This window comes from Nocardia gamkensis NBRC 108242 (assembly GCF_001612985.1).
Taxonomy (GTDB): Bacteria; Actinomycetota; Actinomycetes; order Mycobacteriales; family Mycobacteriaceae; genus Nocardia; species Nocardia gamkensis.
The window spans coordinates 72,408-90,894 of record NZ_BDBM01000022.1 but is presented as its reverse complement, the minus strand read 5'-3'; the positions used below and the strand labels follow the sequence as shown (position 1 = coordinate 90,894).

Below are 18,487 nucleotides of genomic sequence, written 5' to 3'. Positions count from 1 at the left end.
CGCGCTCGCCCCTACTCGCCCATCGTTCTTCTCCGTCGCGGGGGCGCGACGATCCAGCAGCCACCGTCTCGCCACCGGCGCCGACCAGCTGCTGCCGTCACCGGCGATGGGGCAGAGTCGCCCGCCCGTGGAGTGCCGCCGGCGCGGTGCTGCGAGCACGTGGCCGAGGGCAACGGACTCGCAATGGGGGTGCCCGAGGTGGCCGAGCAGGCCGCCGGTGAGTGGAGTCGGCGCGAACATCCGATCCAGGTCCTGGCAGATCACCGTCGAGCGTCTTACGCGAACCCGGATCGATCGAGGAACGGTATCGGTTGTGCGGCGGATCGGTGGAGATGCTGGGCGTCGGTATCCCTGGTGGGGCTCAGCTGCCGCATGCTGACGGACAGAGGTCGGCCCAGCACCCCGGAGAAGGGAGATAGACGGTGGCATTGGCACGTCGTCGGCTGCTGATCGGCTTCGCCGGTGCGGGCGGCCTCGCCCTGGCCGGATGGGGGTGGACGCGAGAACTCGCGCCACCTCCCGTACCCGCCACGATCCGGTTCGATCCCGCACCCGGCGCACACGATGTCGAAGCACGCAGTCCCGGCACGATCACCATCACCGACGGGACGCTGCGGTCGGTCGAATGGACCGATGAAACGGGCAGATCGCTGCCGGGCGTACCGGCACCCGATCATCGGTCCTGGACCACCGCCGAACCACTCGGCTACGGACACACCTACACCGCGAAAGCCGTCGCTCACGGTGAGACCGGCGACGTCACCGCGACCGCAACCTGCACCACGGTGGCACCGCGCCAGCTCATCGACGTCTCCCTGCGCTCCGCCAATCTCGTCGATCTGACCGAAAACGACAGCTACGGAGTAGGTTTCGTGCTCGTCGCCCATTTCGGCGAACCCGTGGACCGGGCCGCCGTGGAACGCCACCTGAAGGTCATCACCGAGCCGGCCGTCGCCGGCGCGTGGTACTGGCTCGACGATCAGAACGCACACTGGCGGCCGGAGCACTATCACGCCCCGGGCACCAGGATCACGATCGCGGCCGAACTCTTCGGCCGCGCGCTGGGCGATGGCCGCTACGGCGCGCGCGATCAACGGGTTTCGGTGAATATCGGGCCCGCGCACATCGCGATCGCCGACGACGAGACCAAACAGATCGAGGTCTTCGACAACGGAAATCTCGTGCGCACCATGCCCACCTCGATGGGCATGGGCGGCACCGCGGTCGTCGGCGGCACAGTCATGTCGTTCTGGACTCGCCCGGGTATCTACACCGTGCTGGACCAGAACGATCCGGTGATCATGGACTCCGCCAGCTACGGCCTGCCCACCGGCTCCGCGCTCGGCTACCGCACGAGCATCAACCACGCGGTCCGCATCAGCCACGACGGAATCTTCGTGCACGAATTGGCCGCGAGCATGTGGGCCCAAGGCAATACCAACGTCTCACACGGCTGCCTGAACATCTCCCCTGCCGACGCCGCGTGGTTCTACGACTTCGTCATCCCCGGCGATGTGGTCGAGGTCCGTAACACCGGCGGCGACCCCCTCGACATCTGGCACAACGGCGATTGGAGCATCCCGTGGGCCGACTGGCTTCGCGGTGGCGCCCCCGCCTGACGGCGGCCTTCACCCCACCGGACGGGACTCGACGTAATAGTCCGCCGAGATCGTCTTCAGCACCTGCCGGACCCCCACCGGCGCCCACGCCGCGGAGGGGTCGCGCCGCACTACCGGATCGGTCAGTTCGACGAGGTGACCGCGGGTTTCCAGCGCGAATGTGCCCGCCGCGCTGATGTTCTTGACCCAGTCGACATTCCGGCCGTACGTCAGCGCGATCCGGTACGCGCCGTCCTGCTCGAAGACCATGACCGGGGTGCGATAGGACCGTCCCGATTTCCGGCCCTTGTGCAGCACGATGCCGAAGCCGGGGGCGCGGCCCGCGACCAGGCCCGCGGTCGGATTGGTGACATGCCGGTTGAAATTCGCCAGTGCGTGTGGAAGCACCATGGGCGGCGATCCTCTCTCCCTGTGGCGTGCGGTGTTCACGTTACCCTCGACCCCATGTCCGCTCCGCATCGTGCGTCGCCCCACGCCGGAGATCCGAGGGCCGAGTCGATCGCGGTCTACGACCGGGCGGGTAATCCGGTCGGCGAGGCCGAGCGGGCCACGGTCTATCGCGAGGGATTGTGGCACGCCAGCGCCGGTGTGCTCCTGCGGTCCGGTGACGGCGAGCGCGTCTACGTGCACCGTCGCACCCACACCAAGCTCGTTTTCGCGGGCATGCACGATTGCCTGGCCGGTGGTGTGGTCGCGCCGGGCGAAGCGCCGCACGAGACCGCCCTGCGGGAATTGGCCGAGGAATTGGGTGTGACGCCGGACCCCGCCCAGCTGTCCCCGGAGCCGCTGGCGCGGGTCTCCTGGGACGGCGAATGGGACGGCCGGCCGATGCGATGCCACCTGTATGCGTACGAACTGCGCTACGACGGTCCCGTCCGTCACCAACCCGACGAGATCGCCGACGGATGGTGGTGGACCGACGCCGAGTTGCGCGCGCGTCTGGTCGATCCGGACTGGCCGTTCGTCCCCGACACCCGCCTGCTGATCGGGGACCTGCTGGCGAGCGCCGGGTAGTGGCAGGACGACACCGTGATCAGCTGGGCGACGCGGCCGACCCGGCCCAGGCGGCGAACGCGCCGGGATTGCGTGTCTGCAGCAGCACCCGGCCGGGGCCGGTGAAGTCGAAGACGAAGCCCTCGCCGGACTTCAACGACTGGATCGATCGACCCGAAACCGCCCGCCGGATGGTGAAATTCATCGCCAGGTCGTAGGCGACCACATGCCCGGTGTCGATCGTGATCGGCTCGCCCGGCTGCAAGTCGATCACATCGATCGCACCGAACACGCCCACCACGATCTCGCCTTCGCCGTGCGCGCGCAGGCCGAACCCGCCTTCGCCGCCGAACAGGTTGGCGAAACCGCCCCACTTGCTCTCCACCTGCACGCTGTGCGAGTTGGCGATCCAGCCCCCGCGGCTGATGAAGAACGGCCGGTCCGGGGCGATCTGCAGATTGAGCACGTCACCGGGAAGCGCGGGGGCCACGTCGACCCAGCCGCCCTGCGGCGGCGCGGTGAACGTCGAGACGAAGAACGATTCCCCGGCCAGCACCGACCGCTTCAACCCGGCCAGGATGCCGCCCTCGGCCTTGGCCTGCAACGTCACTCCCGCCGAATGGGCCACCATGGCACCGCTCTCGACCCGCATCGGCTCGCCGCCCGCGAGGAAGCAGCGCGCGATGGCGGCGGCCGGGCTGTGGCGCAGTTGTACCTTCATGCCCGCCGACCCTACCGCTGGGGCCTGCCCCGCGGGCACGGCCGTCAGAGCAGGTCGCGCAGCGCGGCGTCGTCGCGGGCCACGGCCGCCCCGCCGTCGGCGGTCAGCACGATCGGTCGCTGGATCAGTCCCGGATGTTCGACCAGTGCTTCGATCCAGCGGTCGCGGTCGGCGGCGGTCCGCGTCCAACTCGCCATGCCGAGATCCTTGGCGGTCTGCTCGCCGGTGCGGGTGATGTCCCACGGCTCGGCGCCCAGCCGCCGCAGCACCTCATGCAGCTCGGCGGCAGTCGGCGGCTGGTCCAGATACTTCCGCACGGTGTAGTCGACACCGGCCTCGTCCAGGAACGCGGTGGCGTTGCGGCTCTTGCTGCACCGCGGGTTGTGCCAGATCTCTGTTTGCCCGGAAGTCATACACGGAGGGTACCGAGGGCGACCGCCGCCGCCATCCGGTGCCCATTCGCGGATCTCGGACGTCGTCCCGCGAAGTGCGGCGCGTACTCCGATACTGGGAGCATGAGTGAGCACGCGTCGTCCGAAAACCCTTACGGCACACCGACCACGTCCGGTCCCGAACCCATCCCGTCGTACCAGGTCCTGATGAATCGGGTCGTGCGGACGCTGCTGCGCGTGCCGGGCATATCCGGCGTCGTCGGCAAACGGCTGATGGTCCTGCACGTCGTCGGACGCAAGTCCGGGAAGGTCTACGATGTGCCGCTGGCCTACACCCGGCACGGTGACAGCCTGCTGATCGGCACCGCCCTGCGTCCGTGGGTGAAGAACCTGCGGGCGGGTGATCCCGTGCGGGGCTCCTTCGGCGCCGAACCGCGCACATTCGTCCCGGTCGTCCACACCGCCGAGGCCGACGTGCTGCGGCTCTACGAGATCGTCGCACGGGACAACAAGCAGAACGCGAAATACAACGGCATCGGCTTCACCGCCGACGGTTCGCCCTCCAAGGCCGACATCTACCAGACCTGGCAGCAGGGCGGCGTGGTGGTGGAACTGACGCCGCACTGAGCGGGCGGGTCAGTTCCGGACGTAACCGTCGGCGACGTCGAGCACTTCGTCGACGATCTCCAGGCCGGTGCGCAGTTCGTCGGCCGTCGTGGTGAGCGGCGGCGCGATCTGGAAACGGTTGCCCGCGTTGAACGGCCACAGCCCGCGAGACTTGGCCGCCGCGGTGACCGCGAGCATCGGTTCGGCGTCCGCGCCCGTCGCCGCGAACGGGATCAGCGGTTCCCCGCTGCGCTGATCCCGAACCAGCTCGAGCGCCCAGAAGAACCCCAGTCCACGGACCTCGCCGACGCTCGGATGACGAGCGGCCAGCTCACGCAGGCCTTTTCCGAGCACATCGGCGCCCACCGAACGCACGTGATCCAGAATTCCCTCACGCTCGAACACCGCGATCGAAGCGACGCCGGCCGCGCAGGCCAAGGGGTGCCCCGCGTAGGTGAGGCCGCCCGGATACACCACATGGTCGTAGCGCTGCGCGATGCGTTCGGCCATGAGTACGCCCCCGAGCGGAACATAGCCGGAGTTCACCCCCTTGGCGAAGGTGATGATGTCCGGCTCGACACCGAACGCCTGCACCGCGAACCATTCACCCACCCGGCCGAACCCGACCATCACCTCGTCGGCGATGTAGACGATGCCGAACTCGTCGCACAGCGCGCGCACGCCCGCGAGGTAACCGGGCGGCGGGACGAGCACACCGTTGGTGCCCACCACCGTCTCCAGGATCAGCCCGGCGATGTGCTGCGGACCCTCCAGCTCGATCACCTGCCGCAGGTGCGCCAGCGCGGCGGCCGTCTCCTCCTCGGGACCGGCCGTGCCCCAGGGCGATCGGTAGGGGTAGGGCCCGAAGAATCGCACCACGTCGACGTTGGTCGGCTCCGCGCCCCAGCGCCGCGGTTCCCCGGTGAGGCCGATCGCCACCCCGGTGCCGCCGTGGTAGGAGCGGTAGGCCGCGAGCATTTTCGTGCGCCCCGTGTAGCTTCGCGCCAGGCGCACCGCGTGTTCGACGGCCTCCGCGCCGCCCGTGGTGAACAGGATCCGGTTCAGCTCGCCCGGAGCCCGCTCGACGATCAGCCGGGCCAGTTCACTGCGTACGTCGTTGGCGACGGTCGGCGAGATGGTCGCCAACCGCTGTGCCTGGGCGACGATCGCGGCGACGATGTCCGGGTGCTGGTGACCGATGTTCACGTTGACCAGCTGTGAGGAGAAGTCCAGGTAGCGCTTGCCCGTGTCGTCCCAGAAGTAGGAGCCGAACGCCCCGGTGATGGGAGCCGGGTTCAGCTCGGCCTGCGCGCTCCAAGGGTAGAAGACGTGATCGACCACGCTAGTTGCTCCCTTCGGTGGGCTGGGTAGCGGTCACGAGGGGAGCGAGACGAGGCAGCACCGATTCACCGTACGCCTGGAGGGTCGCGGTTTTCGCGTCGTGCTGGAGATACACGGCGAATTGGTCCACGCCGAGTTCCGCGAGGCCGCGCAACCGGGACAGCTGGTCGTCGGGCGTGCCCAGCAGGCAGAAGCGGTCCACGATGGCGTCGGGTACGAACTCGGCGTGCACGTTGTCCGCGCGTCCGTGCTGGTTGTAGTCGTAACCTCGCCTGCCTTCGACGTAGTCGGTGAGGGCGGCTGGAATATCGCCCGTCGTCCCGTATCTCGCGACGATCTCCGCCACGTGGTTGCCGACCATCCCGCCGAACCATCGGCACTGTCGGCGCGCGTGCGCCAGCGCCGCATCCGTCCCGTCGGTGACGTAAGCCGGCGCGGCGACGCAGATCCGCACCGCCGCCGGGTCCCGGCCCGCGCGCTCGGCCGCCGCGCGCACCCGCGCGATGGTCCATGCGGTGATGTCCGGATCGGCCAGCTGCAGGATGAAGCCGTCCGCGACCGCGCCGGTCAGGTCGAGAGCACGTGGCCCGTAGCCCGCTACCCATACCTCCAGCCGCGAGTCGGCCGCCCACGGCAGCCGGACCACCGTGTCATCGATTCGCGCGCTGCGCCCGTTGCCCAGCTCCCGGATCACCTCCACCGCTTGCCGCAGCGTTGCCAGGGTGGCGGGTTTCCCGCCTTGCGTGCGCACCGCCGAGTCACCGCGGCCGATCCCGCACAGTGTGCGGTTGCCGAACATCTCGTTGAGCGTGGCGAAGGTCGACGCGGTCACCGTCCAGTCCCGGGTGGACGGGTTGGTCACCATCGGACCGACCATCACCTTGCGGGTGGCGGCCAGGATCTGGCTGTAGATGACGTACGGCTCCTGCCAGAGCAGATGCGAGTCGAAGGTCCAGACGTGGGAGAACCCGTACGTCTCCGCGAGCCTGGCCAGTTCGATCACCCGCGAGGCCGGGGGCGTGCATTGCAGCACCAGACCGATGTCCATGCGGCACTCTCCGTTTCGAGGATCGAAAGGCGCGTCAGATCAGGTTCTGCGAGAGGTCACGCTTGACGAACCGGCCGTGTCCCGCGCGACCGAGATAGCCGCCGCCGTCCACGACCACCCGGCCCCGGGACAGCACCGTGTCGACGTGGCCGTCGATCTCGAATCCCTCGTAGGCCGAGTAGTCCATGTTCATGTGGTGGGTCTTGCCGAGACCGATGCTGGTGTGGCCGTCGGGGTCGTAGATGACGATGTCGGCGTCCGCCCCCGGGCTGATCACTCCTTTGCGCGGGTACATGCCGAACATCCGGGCCGGCGCGGTGCAGCAGACCTCGACCCAGCGTTCCAGCGAGATCCGCCCGCTCCGGACGCCCTGGAACATCAGGTCCATCCGATGCTCGACGCCGCCGATGCCGTTGGGGATCTTGCTGAAGTCGCCGAGACCCAGCTCCTTCTGGTCCTTCATGCAGAACGGGCAGTGGTCGGTGCCCACGGTCGTGACGTCACCGGTGCGCAGATAACGCCACAGCTCGTCCTGATGCCCCTCGGCCTTCGATCGCAGCGGTGTCGAGCACACCCACTTCGCGCCCTCGAAACCCGCTGCGCCCAGCTGGTCTTCGAGCGAGAGGTACAGGTACTGCGGGCAGGTCTCGCCGAAGACGTTGCGTCCGGCGTCGCGGGCGGCAGCGATCCGGGCCAGCGCCTGCCGGGCCGACACATGCACCACGTACAGCGGCACGCCCGTCAGCTCGGCCAGCATGATCGCGCGGTGGGTGGCCTCCTCCTCCAGCTGCCACGGTCTGGTCGTGCCGTGGAAGTACGGCGCGGTCTGCCCACGCGCGAGCGCCTGCTCGACCAGCACATCGATGGCGATCCCGTTCTCGGCGTGCATCATCAGCAGCGCACCCAGCTCGGCCGCGGATTGCATGGCGCGCAGTATCTGGCCGTCGGTGGAGTAGAAGACACCCGGATAGGCCATGAAGAGTTTGAAGCTGGTGACACCCTCGGCCACCAATTCGCTCATCCCCTTCAAGGACTCGTCGTCGACCTGACCGATGATCTGATGGAAGCCGTAGTCGATCGCGCACTGTCCGGCGGCCTTCGCATGCCAGGCGGCCAGGGTGTCCTGCACCCGCTCCCCCGGCTTCTGGACGACGAAGTCGACGATGGTGGTGGTGCCGCCCCAGGCGGCGGCGCGGGTGCCGGTCTCGAAGGTGTCGGAGGCCCGGGTCCCGCCGAAGGGCATCTGCATGTGGGTGTGGCCGTCCACACCGCCGGGGATGACGTATCTGCCGGTCGCGTCGAGCACCCGATCGGCGGAGGCGGCGAGGTCCGCGCCCAGCGCGGCGGAGCCCGGCTGGAGGACGGCGACGATGGTCTCGCCCTCGACGAGCACGTCGAGCGGCTGCGATCCGGTGGCGGAGACGACCGTGCCGCCGTGGATGAAGGTGCGCGCCATGTCGTTCCCCGGTCTCAGGGGGCCACCAGCGGCCCGTAGGCGTCGGGGCGGCGGTCGCGGTAGAAGGCCCAGCGATCGCGCACCACCTTGATCAGGTCCATATCCAGATCGCGGACGACCAGCTCGGGGTCGGTGTCGGAGGCGACGTCACCGACGAACTTGCCTTCCGGGTCGACGAAGTAGCTGGTTCCGTAGAAGTCGTCGTCGCCGTACTCCTCGACGCCGACGCGGTTGATGGCGCCGATGAAATACTCGTTGGCCACCGCTGCCGCCGGTTGTTCCAGTTTCCAGAGGTAGCCGGACAGACCCCGCGAGGTGGCCGACGGGTTGAACACGATCTCCGCCCCGGACAGGGCCAGCGCGCGCCAGCCCTCCGGGAAGTGCCGGTCGTAGCAGATGTACACGCCGACTCTGCCGACCGCGGTGTCGAACACCGGCCAGCCGAGGTTGCCCGGGCGGAAGTAGAACTTCTCCCAGAACCCGTGCACGTGCGGCAGGTGGTGTTTGCGGTACTTACCGAGATAGCTGCCGTCGGCGTCGAGCACCGCGGCCGTGTTGTACAGCAGGCCCGGCTGTTCCTGCTCGTACACCGGCAGGATCATCACCAGGCGCAATTCCTTCGCCAGCGCGGCGAATCGCTCCGTGGTCGGCCCCGGGACGGATTCGGCGTAGTCATAGAATTCCGTGTCCTGCCGCTGGCAGAAATAAGGCCCGTAGAACAGCTCTTGGAAGCAGATCACCGCGGCCCCCTGCGCGGCGGCCCGGCGCGCGTACGCCTCGTGCGCCTTCAGCATCGACTCTTTGTCGCCGGTCCAGTTCGTTTGGACCAGCGCCGCTCGAACGATTCCCATGCTTTGTTATACGTCACCGAGAACAAATTCTGTTGTCCAACAAGTTGCCGGAAACATTTTGTGGCCGATCTGCGGCCATCGCAGGCCCTGTCATCGGACCGCGCAGGCGGAAATCGAGCCGTACTCCCCCACCACTGCGGGGGAGATGGAATGATTCGCGCTGCATCATCCGGTGCGCAACCCCGAGTGAAGGAGCTTTTCAGCGGTGAGCAGCGAAGTGCAAGCGCGAGAACTCGTCAACGGCCGGCGCACGGGGCGCCGGAGCCTACCGTGGCGATCGCTGCGGATCCTCGGGGTACTCGCCGTCGGCGTGACGCTGGTGGCGTCCGCGACGGGTGTCGTCTCGGCGACCCCCGCGCCGGCTCGGGAGCAGGGCCCGGCCGGCTGCGGCGCACCGGCCGCGGGTCAGCCGAACGGCAAGCAATGGGCCGCCGAGCCCGGCATGACCATCGATGCCAACGCCGGATACACGGCGACGCTGACCACCAGCTGTGGCACCGTGACCATCGCCCTGGACGCGGCACACGCGCCGCGCACGGTCAACTCGTTCGTCTTCCTGGCCGGTGAGCAGTTCTTCGACCACACGAAGTGCCACCGGATGACCACCGAAGGCATCTACGTCCTGCAGTGCGGCGACCCGACCGCCACCGGCATGGGCGGCCCCGGTTACTTCTTCCCCGACGAGAACCTGGCGGGGGCCACTTACCCGGCCGGTACGGTCGCCATGGCGAACGCCGGGCCCGGCACCAACGGCAGCCAGTTCTTCCTGGTCTACCGCGACGCGCCGCTGCCGCCGAGCTACACCCCGTTCGGACGGGTCACCGCGGGCATGGATGTTCTGTCGTCCATCGCCGCCGCGGGCGTCAAGGACGGCTCGTCCGACGGCGAGCCTGCCGTCGAGGTCGTGCTGAATTCCGTCGCCGCCGGACGGAACTGAATCCCGCCGCGGTGGCGGTGCGCTCCGGCGTCGCCACCGCGGGTTCAGCCCGCCGTCGGTCAGGACACGCCGGCACGCCGCCGCAGCACCAGCGCCATGACCGGCTCGACGAACCGGCTGGCGATCGGACCCAGAACCGCCATCAACAGCACGTAGGTGGTGGCCAGGGCGGCGAATTCGGCGGGAACCGCGCCCGCGGCGACGGCGAGTCCCGCTATCACGATCGAGAACTCGCCGTGGGCGACCAGTGCGGTGCCCGCGCGCGCCCGGCCGAGGCGGCCCGCGCCGGCCCGCTTGGCCGCCCACCAGCCGGTGGCGATCTTGCTGGCCGTGGTGACGAGTGCCAGCAGGCAAGCCCAGCCCAGCACCGGCGGAATGCTCGCCGGGTCGGTGCTCAGGCCGAACAGCACGAAGAACAGCGCGGCGAACAGATCGCGCAGGGGTTCCAGCAGTTTGGTCGCGTTGTGCGCGGTCGAGTCCGAGATCGCGATGCCCAGCAGGAAGGCGCCCACCGCCGCGGATACCTGGACCGCGGAGGCAGCGCCCGCCACCAGAAGCGCGGATCCGAGCAGCTTCAACAGGAAGATCTCGCGATCGGCGCTGTCGACGATCGCGGAGACGTAGCGGCCGTAGCGCAGCGCGACGATCAGCACGACGGTGACCGCCGCCAGGGCGATGCCCAGCGTCTTCAGTCCGGCGACGAAGCCCACACCGGCCAGTACCGCCGTCAGCACCGGCAGGTATCCGGCCATCACCAGGTCCTCGAACACCAGGATGGACAGGACCACCGGCGTTTCGCGGTTACCGAGCCTGCCCAGATCGTCGAGCACCTTCGCGACGATGCCCGAGGACGAGATGTAGGTGACGCCGGCCATGGCGATGGCGCCGGTGAACCCCCAGCCCAGCCCGAACGCGACGAGCACACCCGGCGTCGCGTTGAGCACGAGGTCAAGCACGCCCGCCGCCCACGATCGGCGCATGCCGGTGACCAGTTCCGGCGCGCTGTATTCCAGGCCGAGCAGCAACAGCAGCAGGACGACGCCGATCTCACTGGCGAGGTGGATGAAGTCGTCCACCTGCCGCAACTCGACCAGGCCGCCGGTGCCGAACACCAGCCCGCCGATCAGGTAGAGCGGGATGGGCGACATGCCGATGCGCGCGGCGATCCGCCCGAGCAGGCCGAGGCCGAAAAATACCGCGCCCAGCTGGATCAGCGCGAGCGCGGTCTCGTGTGCCACCATGCGCTCAGCCGTCTAACAGGATCTTGGCGGCGGCCTCCAGGCCCTCCGCGGTGCCGACGACGACCAGCACGTCCCCCGCCGTGAAGGTGAAGTCCGGTCCCGGGGAGGGAATGGGCTGCCCGCTGCGCACCACCGCGACGATGGACGCTTTGGTCCGGGTACGTATCTGGGTCTCGCCCAGCATGCGACCGTCGAAGCGGGACCGGTCCGGGATGGACAGCTGGCGGGTGGTGAGGCCGGTGAACTCCCGGTGTTCCTCGCGCAGCTGCTCGACCAGTTGCGGCGCACCGAGCAGGCTGGCCAGCACCGCCGCCTCCTTCGCCGTCAGCGGTACCTGTTCGGTCTCGTCGGGGTCATCCGGCTTGCTCACGATGAGGTCCATCGTGCCGTCACGGTGGTCGATCACTCCTATCCGGCGTCGTGTATTGGCCAGCGGAAAATCCTTACGCACACCGATACCCGGCAGGGGTGTCACCTCAACGTTCACGACTCCACCCTAACGACCAGCCGAGGTCGGCCGATCTGCAGGTGACCGAATTGTCCGGATTAAGGGACTGTTTCCGCACCATAGACCGGCCCCGCGAGTTGGACCGGGGTTCACCGGCCGTGGTAAGAGAGATGACGTGTCCCGTATCTCGTCCCGTTGCCGAGCCGTCGCACTCCGTTGCCGCGGCGACCGCGCCGTGCGAGTCCGGTGACGGTCGCCCGAGCGGTGAACCGGCTCCTCCGGCCGGGTGCGGTCGCCCCGGCGGGGCCGCAGGGGGACGCCGGCGGATACCGGCACGATCTGGACGGGTTGCGCGGCGTGGCGATAGCGCTGGTCGTGGCGTTCCACATCTGGTTCGGGCGGGTCTCAGGCGGCGTGGACGTGTTCCTGGTGCTGTCCGGCTTCTTCTTCACCGGCTCGCTGTTGCGCGGGGCGGAATCCACCGGGACCGTCCGCGTCCTCCACACCGCGGGCAGGCTCGCCCGCAGATTGCTGCCCGCGCTGGTGACGCTTCTGGCAGCCGTGGTCGCGGCGACCGTGCTGCTGCGTCCGTTCACCCAGTGGGGCGAGATGGCGGCGCAGACGCTGGCGTCGCTGCTCTACTACCAGAACTGGTATCTGGCGCTGTCCTGGTCGGACTATCTGGCCGCCGACCCGTCGGTGAGCCCGCTCCAGCACCTGTGGTCGATGGCCGTGCAGATGCAGTTCTACCTGCTCGCCATCCTCGTCGTGGCGTCGGCGGCGGCCCTGTGCCTGCGTTTCGCCCGCCCCGGGGCGCTGCGCCCCGCGTTGGCCGCCCTGCTCGCCGCGGGCACGGTGGCCTCGTTCGTCTACGCCGCGCACGGCACCGCGGTGCAGCAGGGCTGGAATTATTACGACAGCTTCGCCCGCGCCTGGGAGTTGTCGGCCGGCGGCCTGCTGGCGATCGTGGCGCCCTGGCTGAAACCGCCGCGCCCGGTGCGGGTCGCGGCGGCCGTCCTCGGTGCGGTCATGGTGCTGGTCTGCGGATGGCTGATCGACGGCGCCGACCGGTTTCCCGGTCCCGCCGCGCTGGTGCCGGTCGGCGCCACGCTGGCGCTGATCCTCGCGGGCGGCGGCCTGACCGCCGCCGAGCAACCGCTGCCCAACCGGCTGCTCGGCGCGGCGGCCGCGGTCCGTCTCGGCGAACTGTCCTACGCGCTGTACCTGTGGCATTGGCCGATCCTGATCTTCGTGCTGGCGCGGACCGGAGCCGCGACCGCCGGACTCGGCGTCGGCCTGGGGGTCATCGGCGCGTCGCTGGCGCTCGCCTACCTGACGAACCGGTTCGTCGAAGAGCCGCTGCGGATGCGATCCGGCCGCTCGGCGCGCGAGACACCTGTCCGCCCCCGCCACACCGGCCGGCTGGTCGCGGCGCTGGGCATCGCGGTGCTCGCGGTGTCGGTCGGCGAGCAGGTGGCGACCAGAGCCAATCCGCCGCGGGCGGTGACGGCGCTGGAACCGGTGCACTATCCCGGCGCGGAGGCGCTGGTCGACGGCGCGAGCACGCCCGAGGCTCCGATGCGTCCGACCATGTACGAAGCGCCGGCGGACGCCGCCTACCCGTCTCGTGACGGCTGCATCGCGGACTGGGACACCCGCGACGTCATCACCTGCACCTACGGGGATGCCCACGCGGAGCGGACCCTCGCGGTGGTGGGCAGCTCGCACGCCGAGCACTGGGTGCCGGCCCTGGACCTGCTCGCTCGCGAGCACGCCTTCCGGGTCGAGGTGTATCTGAAGATGGGCTGCCCGCTGACGGTGGCGGCGGAACCGATGTACAAGGGCGAAGCGAATCCGGATTGCCGCGACTGGTCGGTGGAGGTGATCGACCGCTTGGCCGTCGAACGCCCGGAGTGGGTCTTCACCACGGCGACCCGGCCGCGAGACGGCGACGGCGACGAGACCCCGGGCGACTACCTGGACGTCTGGGCCCGGCTGGCCGACCGTGGACTCAACGTGCTCGCCATCCGCGACACACCATGGCTGCGCCGCGACGGGGTGCGGTACCGGGCCATCGACTGCCTCGCCCAGCGGGGCGACCGGATCAGCTGCGGCATGCCGCGGGCGGCCGCGCTGAATGCCGTCAACCCGGCGCTGGAGTTCGCCGCCTCGTTCCCCAACGTGTTCCCGGTGGATCTGTCCGACGCGCTGTGTGAACGCGACGTCTGCGCGGTCGCCGAGGGCAACATCCTCATCTACCACGACGAGCACCACCTCACCGCGAGCTATTCGCGCTCGCTCGCACCGGAACTCGGCAGGCGCTTGTCGCCGATCCTCGGCTGGTGGTGAAGCGGACTCAGTTCAGCCGCAACATGTCCGACCAGGCCCGCGACCAGGGCTCACGCGGTCGCGCGCAGCCAGAGGGTGACCGCGCGAGTAACGCCGGGAAATCCGAGCCGGGCGTCGACGTGCCCGATCGCGCTCACCTCCCCGCAGCGTGCCAGCACATCGGTCTCGGTGCCGCCCACCCTCAGCACCGTGGTCGCCGTGTCCGGCGGAGCGCCGAAGTATCCGAAACCGCGGCTCGGGCTGTACACGGCGGGGCAAGCCGTATGCCGCGCGATCGACGTCCAGAGCGCTTGCCTGCCAATAGGAATCGGCGATCACCACCGCCACCGCCCGCTCCTGTTCCGGCAGCGCCCGGTACGCGGATGCCACACCCGTCGCGAGCTCCGACCACCGGAATCGCCGTTAGCACGAGCGGCCTACCCCTCCGGCCTAGCGCGCGGCGGCCCGGACCGCGTCGAACGGCGCCCGGTCGAAGATGATCCGGACATAGGTGATCCGTCCATCGACCACCGTGTGCCACTCCGCGCCAGGCGCGTTCGGAACCGGAACGGTCACGGTGTCGTACATCAGCAGCGCGGTGCGGTCATCGCCGAACGACGCGAGCAAGGTCGAGTCGGTGAGGATCCGGCTGAACGGTTCGAGGAAATCGCGGAACGCGGCGGCGCCCGCGATCCGCCCGGCCGGTGCGTCACAGATGATGTCGTCGGCGACGTAGGTCATGGCGTTGCCGAAATCGTGTCCGGTCCAGGCGCGATAGAACGCCAGCGAGGTCCGCAGAGCGATGGGTTCCGACATTGTGTCTCCTTCCGGTAAGCATCGGCGCTTCGCCGTGCTGTAGGTAGTGACACCGGAAACCGGCCCGATGGAACGTCCGGCGACGAACTGGCACCATCGACGGCGTGCAGCAGACGACCCTGGAGCGGGCATGCGCGGGCGACGAGTCGGCGTTCCGGATCCTCACCGACCCGTACCGGCGCGAACTGGAACTGCACTGCTACCGCCTGCTCGGCTCGTTGACCGATGCCGAGGACATGGTGCAAGAGGCCTTACTGGCGGCTTGGCGCGGCCTGCCGGGGTTCCAGCAGCGGTCATCGCTGCGCTCGTGGCTGTATCGCATCGCCACCAACCGGTGCCTCAACGCGCTGCGCGACGCCCGTCGCCGAATGCCGCCCGAGCCGGTGCCACCGTTCTCGCCGCCCGAAGCCACGCGCCGGGACGAGGTGCGCTGGTTGCAGCCATACCCCGACAGCAAGCTGGACATCGCTGACCCCGCGCCCGGTCCGGAGGCCCGCTACACGGCCACCGAAGCGGTCGAGCTGGCCTTCGTCATGGGGTTGCAGCGACTCTCGCCGCGCCAAGCCGCGACCCTGGTGCTGCGCGATGTTCTCGGTTTCCCCGTCGCCGAGGTGGCCGACCTCCTCGGCGTCACGCCTACCGTGGTCAAGGGACAGCTGCAACGCGCACGAGCGTCGCTCGACCGGCATCGGGGTCGAACAATCCCGCGCCGAGCCGCTCCCGACGAATACGATCTCGCACGCCGCTTCGCCTCGGCATACCTCTCGGGCGACGTCGACGGCGTGATCGCGCTGCTCACCGACGACGCGTGGCTTTCGATGCCGCCCGCGCCGCACGAGTATCACGGCCCGGCCGCTATCGCGGAATTCCTGTCCGCCTCCTTCGCCTACCGTGGTGAGCGCCGCATCCACCTGGTGCCGACGGGCGCCAACGGCCTGCCCGCATTCGGCGCATACCTCGACGACGCACTGCGACCGGTCGCGACTCCGGCCGGCCTGATCGTGCTCACCCCCGCGGGCAACCGCATCGGCAGGATCACCCGTTTCCACCTCGACGCTCTCTATCCGCGGTTCGGCCTGCCCGACCGCTTGCCGGCCGGCCCGCCGCCCGCGTGACCGGCGCGATTGCGCTCCGGCACGAACGGCGAAAGGGCCGCGCCTCCGAGGAGACGCGGCCCTTCGTGGTCCGGCGAACCTTTACAAGTACTGACCGGTGTTCGACTCGGTGTCGATGGCGCGGCTGGCGCTGGCGTTCTTGCCGGTGACCAGCGTGCGGATGTAGACGATCCGCTCACCCTTCTTGCCCGAGATGCGGGCCCAGTCATCCGGATTCGTGGTGTTGGGCAGGTCCTCGTTCTCGGAGAACTCGTCCACGATCGAATCGTAGAGATGCTGGATGCGCAGGCCGGGGTTGCCGGTGTCGAGCACCGCCTTGATGGCGTACTTCTTGGAGCGGTCCACGATGTTCTGGATCATGGCGCCGGAGTTGAAGTCCTTGAAGTACAGGACCTCTTTGTCACCGTTGGCGTAGGTGACCTCCAGGAAGCGGTTGTCCTCGCTTTCGGCGTACATCCGGTCGACGACCCGTTCGATCATCGCGCGGATGCACAGGTTCTTGTCGCCGCCGAACTCGGCCAGGTCGTCGTCGTGCAGCGGCAGGTGCTCGGTGAGGTACTTCGAGAAGATGTCCTGCGCCGACTCCGCGTCGGGACGCTCGATCTTGATCTTCACGTCCAGGCGGCCCGGCCGCAGGATCGCCGGATCGATCATGTCCTCACGGTTGGAGGCGCCGATGACGATGACGTTCTCCAAGCCCTCGACACCATCGATCTCCGACAGCAGCTGGGGCACCACCGTGGTCTCGACGTCCGAGGAGACGCCCGAGCCGCGGGTGCGGAAGATCGAGTCCATCTCGTCGAAGAACACGATCACCGGCGTGCCCTCGGACGCCTTCTCGCGAGCCCGCTGGAAGATGATCCGGATGTGGCGCTCGGTCTCGCCCACGAACTTGTTCAGCAGCTCGGGGCCCTTGATGTTCAGGAAGTAGGACTTGGCTTCCTTGGCATCCTCACCGCGCGCCTCGGCGATCTTCTTGGCCAGCGAGTTGGCCACCGCCTTGGCGATGAGCGTCTTGCCGCAACCGGGGGGACCGTAGAGCAGCACGCCCTTCGGCGGGCGCAGCGCGTACTCGCGGAAGAGGTCCTTGTGCAGGAAGGGCAGCTCCACCGCGTCGCGGATCTGCTCGATCTGCCTGCCGAGACCACCGATGTCGCCGTAGTCGACGTCGGGCACCTCCTCCAGCACGAGGTCCTCGACCTCGGCCTTGGGGATGCGCTCGAAGGCGAATCCGGCTTTCGTGTCCACCAGGAGCGAGTCGCCCGGCCGCAGCTTGCGAATGGGGGAATCGGGGTCGTCCAGGTCGTCCATCTCGGCGACCTTCGCCAGCGGGCCGGCCAGCCACACCACGCGCTCCTCGTCGGCATGGCCGACGACCAAGGCGCGACGTCCGTCGTCGAGGATCTCCCGGAGGGTGCCGATCTCGCCGACCGCGTCGTAGTGCCCGGCCTCGACGACCGTGAGCGCCTCGTTGAGGCGGACGGTCTGTCCGTATTCGAGCGTCGAGGTCTCGATGTTCGGTGAACACGTCAACCGCATCTTGCGACCCGAAGTGAACACGTCGACCGTCTGATCGTCGTACACACCGATCAGAATGCCGTATCCGCTCGGCGGCTGACCCAGCCGATCGACCTCCTCGCGCAGCGCCACCAACTGCTGGCGCGCTTCCTTGAGGGTGTCCATCAGCTTCGTGTTGCGAATGGTCAGCGAATCGATGCGGGCTTCCAATTCCCGTGTGCGATCCGGCGAGTCGGCCAGTTGCCTTCGGAGTGCAGCCGCTTCGGCGCGTACCGCCTCGAGCTCTCTCCAGGCCGCCGAATCCGAATTCTCGATGGGGCTCATGTGCTGCTCCTCCCAGTCCCGGTCTATCAACGCTACCGGGCGCGACCCGTTCTCGCTTTCCGACATGGTTTCGTGGTGATCACATCTGGGCCGCGATCGGCGGCCGGACCACCATGTTAGCCTGCCCTAACCCGACCCTGGCGAGCCTGCTCGCCGCCCGAGCCGAAAGGTTGCCACCATGCTCCTTCCCGCGAGAACCCTGCGTGTTTCCCTTGCCACCGCCGCCGCGGCGCTGGCGATCTCCGGCGCGTTGGCGGCGTGCGGCTCCGACGACGACTCTTCCACCAGCGCGGCGACCTCCGCCACCATCAGCGCCGCCGCCTCGGGTACCCATGAGCACGGCGACCATGCGGCCGGCGCGCCGACCGCCGAGACCTTGCAGGCGATGCTGGTCAGGCTCGCCGATCCGAATGTACCCACCGCGGAGAAGTCCAAGCTGATCGTCAACGGTGACAAGCGCACCGCCAACATCGACCAGATGAATGCCGGCCTGCAGGGCTACACGCTGACCTTCGCCGTCGCCGACCTCACCACCCAGGGCAACACCGCGAACGCGCAGGTGACCATCAGCTCGCCGCACGGCGCCGCTCCGGCCGTCCCGCTGACCTGGGAAAACGTCGACGGCACCTGGAAGCTGTCGGACGCGAGCGGCTGTCTGCTGCTCGGCTTCGCGCAGGCGCCCTGCGTCCCGGTCTGAGTCCGGCACGCCGATCACCCCGTCGCCGCCCTGCCG

At 68.8% G+C, this 18,487-nt stretch carries 19 protein-coding genes; 7 read left to right on the top strand and 12 right to left on the bottom strand.

The features are described from left to right. Nucleotides 1–422 precede the first annotated feature (422 nt). A complete protein-coding gene (locus NG1_RS19530) occupies nt 423–1,619 on the top strand; it encodes a L,D-transpeptidase (protein ID WP_084499036.1) in 1,197 nt (398 codons plus the stop codon). A 9-nt stretch (nt 1,620–1,628) separates the two neighbouring features. Here NG1_RS19530 and NG1_RS19525 read toward each other — a convergent pair whose 3' ends face one another. Further along, nucleotides 1,629–2,009 (bottom strand): nitroreductase family deazaflavin-dependent oxidoreductase, encoded by a 381-nt coding sequence (locus NG1_RS19525; protein ID WP_062972802.1) that lies wholly within the window; start codon nt 2,007–2,009, stop codon nt 1,629–1,631. A 54-nt stretch (nt 2,010–2,063) separates the two neighbouring features. Between NG1_RS19525 and NG1_RS19520 the strand changes: the two genes are divergently transcribed. Beyond that, a complete protein-coding gene (locus tag NG1_RS19520; protein WP_062972800.1) occupies nt 2,064–2,633 on the top strand; it encodes an NUDIX hydrolase in 570 nt (189 codons plus the stop codon). A gap of 19 nt (nt 2,634–2,652) precedes the next feature. On the opposite strand, the gene NG1_RS19515 is transcribed toward NG1_RS19520, so the two are convergent. Together NG1_RS19515 and NG1_RS19510 are read right to left on the bottom strand one after the other, a co-directional pair. After that, the gene (locus tag NG1_RS19515) at nt 2,653–3,333 is read right to left on the bottom strand and encodes a TIGR00266 family protein (RefSeq protein WP_062972798.1); all 681 of its coding nucleotides are present in this window, start codon (nt 3,331–3,333) and stop codon (nt 2,653–2,655) included. 44 nt (nt 3,334–3,377) lie between these two features. Then, the gene (locus NG1_RS19510) at nt 3,378–3,746 is read right to left on the bottom strand and encodes an arsenate reductase family protein (RefSeq protein ID WP_062972796.1); all 369 of its coding nucleotides are present in this window, start codon (nt 3,744–3,746) and stop codon (nt 3,378–3,380) included. A gap of 102 nt (nt 3,747–3,848) precedes the next feature. Here NG1_RS19510 and NG1_RS19505 point away from each other — a divergent pair, with 102 nt between their 5' ends. Then, entirely contained in the window at nt 3,849–4,352 is a 504-nt protein-coding gene (locus tag NG1_RS19505) for a nitroreductase/quinone reductase family protein (RefSeq protein ID WP_062972794.1), read from the top strand. Between the two features lie 9 nt (nt 4,353–4,361). Here the strand turns inward: NG1_RS19505 and NG1_RS19500 are convergent, their stop codons facing one another. The 4 genes from NG1_RS19500 to NG1_RS19485 are packed head-to-tail and all read right to left on the bottom strand — an operon-like array spanning nt 4,362 to nt 9,027. Next, the gene (locus NG1_RS19500; RefSeq protein WP_062972792.1) at nt 4,362–5,672 is read right to left on the bottom strand and encodes an aspartate aminotransferase family protein; all 1,311 of its coding nucleotides are present in this window, start codon (nt 5,670–5,672) and stop codon (nt 4,362–4,364) included. Nucleotide 5,673: 1 nt separating this feature from the next. Then, the gene (locus NG1_RS19495) at nt 5,674–6,720 is read right to left on the bottom strand and encodes a TIGR03842 family LLM class F420-dependent oxidoreductase (protein ID WP_062972790.1); all 1,047 of its coding nucleotides are present in this window, start codon (nt 6,718–6,720) and stop codon (nt 5,674–5,676) included. A 34-nt stretch (nt 6,721–6,754) separates the two neighbouring features. Then, nucleotides 6,755–8,176: a dihydropyrimidinase gene (gene hydA / locus NG1_RS19490; RefSeq protein WP_062972788.1), complete on the bottom strand. Its 1,422-nt coding sequence runs from the start codon at nt 8,174–8,176 to the stop codon at nt 6,755–6,757. A 14-nt stretch (nt 8,177–8,190) separates the two neighbouring features. Next, a complete protein-coding gene (locus NG1_RS19485; RefSeq protein ID WP_062972786.1) occupies nt 8,191–9,027 on the bottom strand; it encodes a nitrilase-related carbon-nitrogen hydrolase in 837 nt (278 codons plus the stop codon). Between the two features lie 205 nt (nt 9,028–9,232). Here NG1_RS19485 and NG1_RS19480 point away from each other — a divergent pair, with 205 nt between their 5' ends. Further along, on the top strand, nt 9,233–9,964 hold the full coding sequence (locus tag NG1_RS19480) for a peptidylprolyl isomerase (RefSeq protein WP_245659959.1): 732 nt from the start codon (nt 9,233–9,235) through the stop codon (nt 9,962–9,964). Nucleotides 9,965–10,023: 59 nt separating this feature from the next. Here NG1_RS19480 and NG1_RS19475 read toward each other — a convergent pair whose 3' ends face one another. Both NG1_RS19475 and NG1_RS19470 read right to left on the bottom strand, forming a co-directional pair. After that, nucleotides 10,024–11,205, bottom strand: a complete 1,182-nt coding sequence (locus NG1_RS19475; RefSeq protein ID WP_062972784.1) for a cation:proton antiporter — start codon at nt 11,203–11,205, stop codon at nt 10,024–10,026. Nucleotides 11,206–11,209: 4 nt separating this feature from the next. Further along, entirely contained in the window at nt 11,210–11,692 is a 483-nt protein-coding gene (locus NG1_RS19470) for a cation:proton antiporter regulatory subunit (protein WP_062972782.1), read from the bottom strand. 225 nt (nt 11,693–11,917) lie between these two features. Here NG1_RS19470 and NG1_RS19465 point away from each other — a divergent pair, with 225 nt between their 5' ends. Further along, complete coding sequence (locus tag NG1_RS19465) at nt 11,918–14,002, top strand: acyltransferase family protein (protein ID WP_062972893.1); 2,085 nt, start codon at nt 11,918–11,920, stop codon at nt 14,000–14,002. A 50-nt stretch (nt 14,003–14,052) separates the two neighbouring features. Here the strand turns inward: NG1_RS19465 and NG1_RS19460 are convergent, their stop codons facing one another. Together NG1_RS19460 and NG1_RS19455 are read right to left on the bottom strand one after the other, a co-directional pair. Beyond that, entirely contained in the window at nt 14,053–14,250 is a 198-nt protein-coding gene (locus tag NG1_RS19460; protein WP_062972780.1) for a hypothetical protein, read from the bottom strand. Nucleotides 14,251–14,431: 181 nt separating this feature from the next. Then, the gene (locus NG1_RS19455) at nt 14,432–14,797 is read right to left on the bottom strand and encodes a nuclear transport factor 2 family protein (RefSeq protein WP_062972778.1); all 366 of its coding nucleotides are present in this window, start codon (nt 14,795–14,797) and stop codon (nt 14,432–14,434) included. Nucleotides 14,798–14,901: 104 nt separating this feature from the next. Between NG1_RS19455 and NG1_RS19450 the strand changes: the two genes are divergently transcribed. Beyond that, nucleotides 14,902–15,912: an RNA polymerase subunit sigma-70 gene (locus NG1_RS19450; protein ID WP_062972776.1), complete on the top strand. Its 1,011-nt coding sequence runs from the start codon at nt 14,902–14,904 to the stop codon at nt 15,910–15,912. Nucleotides 15,913–15,993: 81 nt separating this feature from the next. Here the strand turns inward: NG1_RS19450 and arc are convergent, their stop codons facing one another. Then, a complete protein-coding gene (gene arc / locus NG1_RS19445; protein WP_062972891.1) occupies nt 15,994–17,754 on the bottom strand; it encodes a proteasome ATPase in 1,761 nt (586 codons plus the stop codon). A gap of 178 nt (nt 17,755–17,932) precedes the next feature. Here arc and NG1_RS19440 point away from each other — a divergent pair, with 178 nt between their 5' ends. Continuing rightward, nucleotides 17,933–18,451, top strand: a complete 519-nt coding sequence (locus NG1_RS19440) for a WKL family lipoprotein (RefSeq protein ID WP_062972774.1) — start codon at nt 17,933–17,935, stop codon at nt 18,449–18,451. The last annotated feature ends 36 nt before the right edge of the window (nt 18,452–18,487 follow it).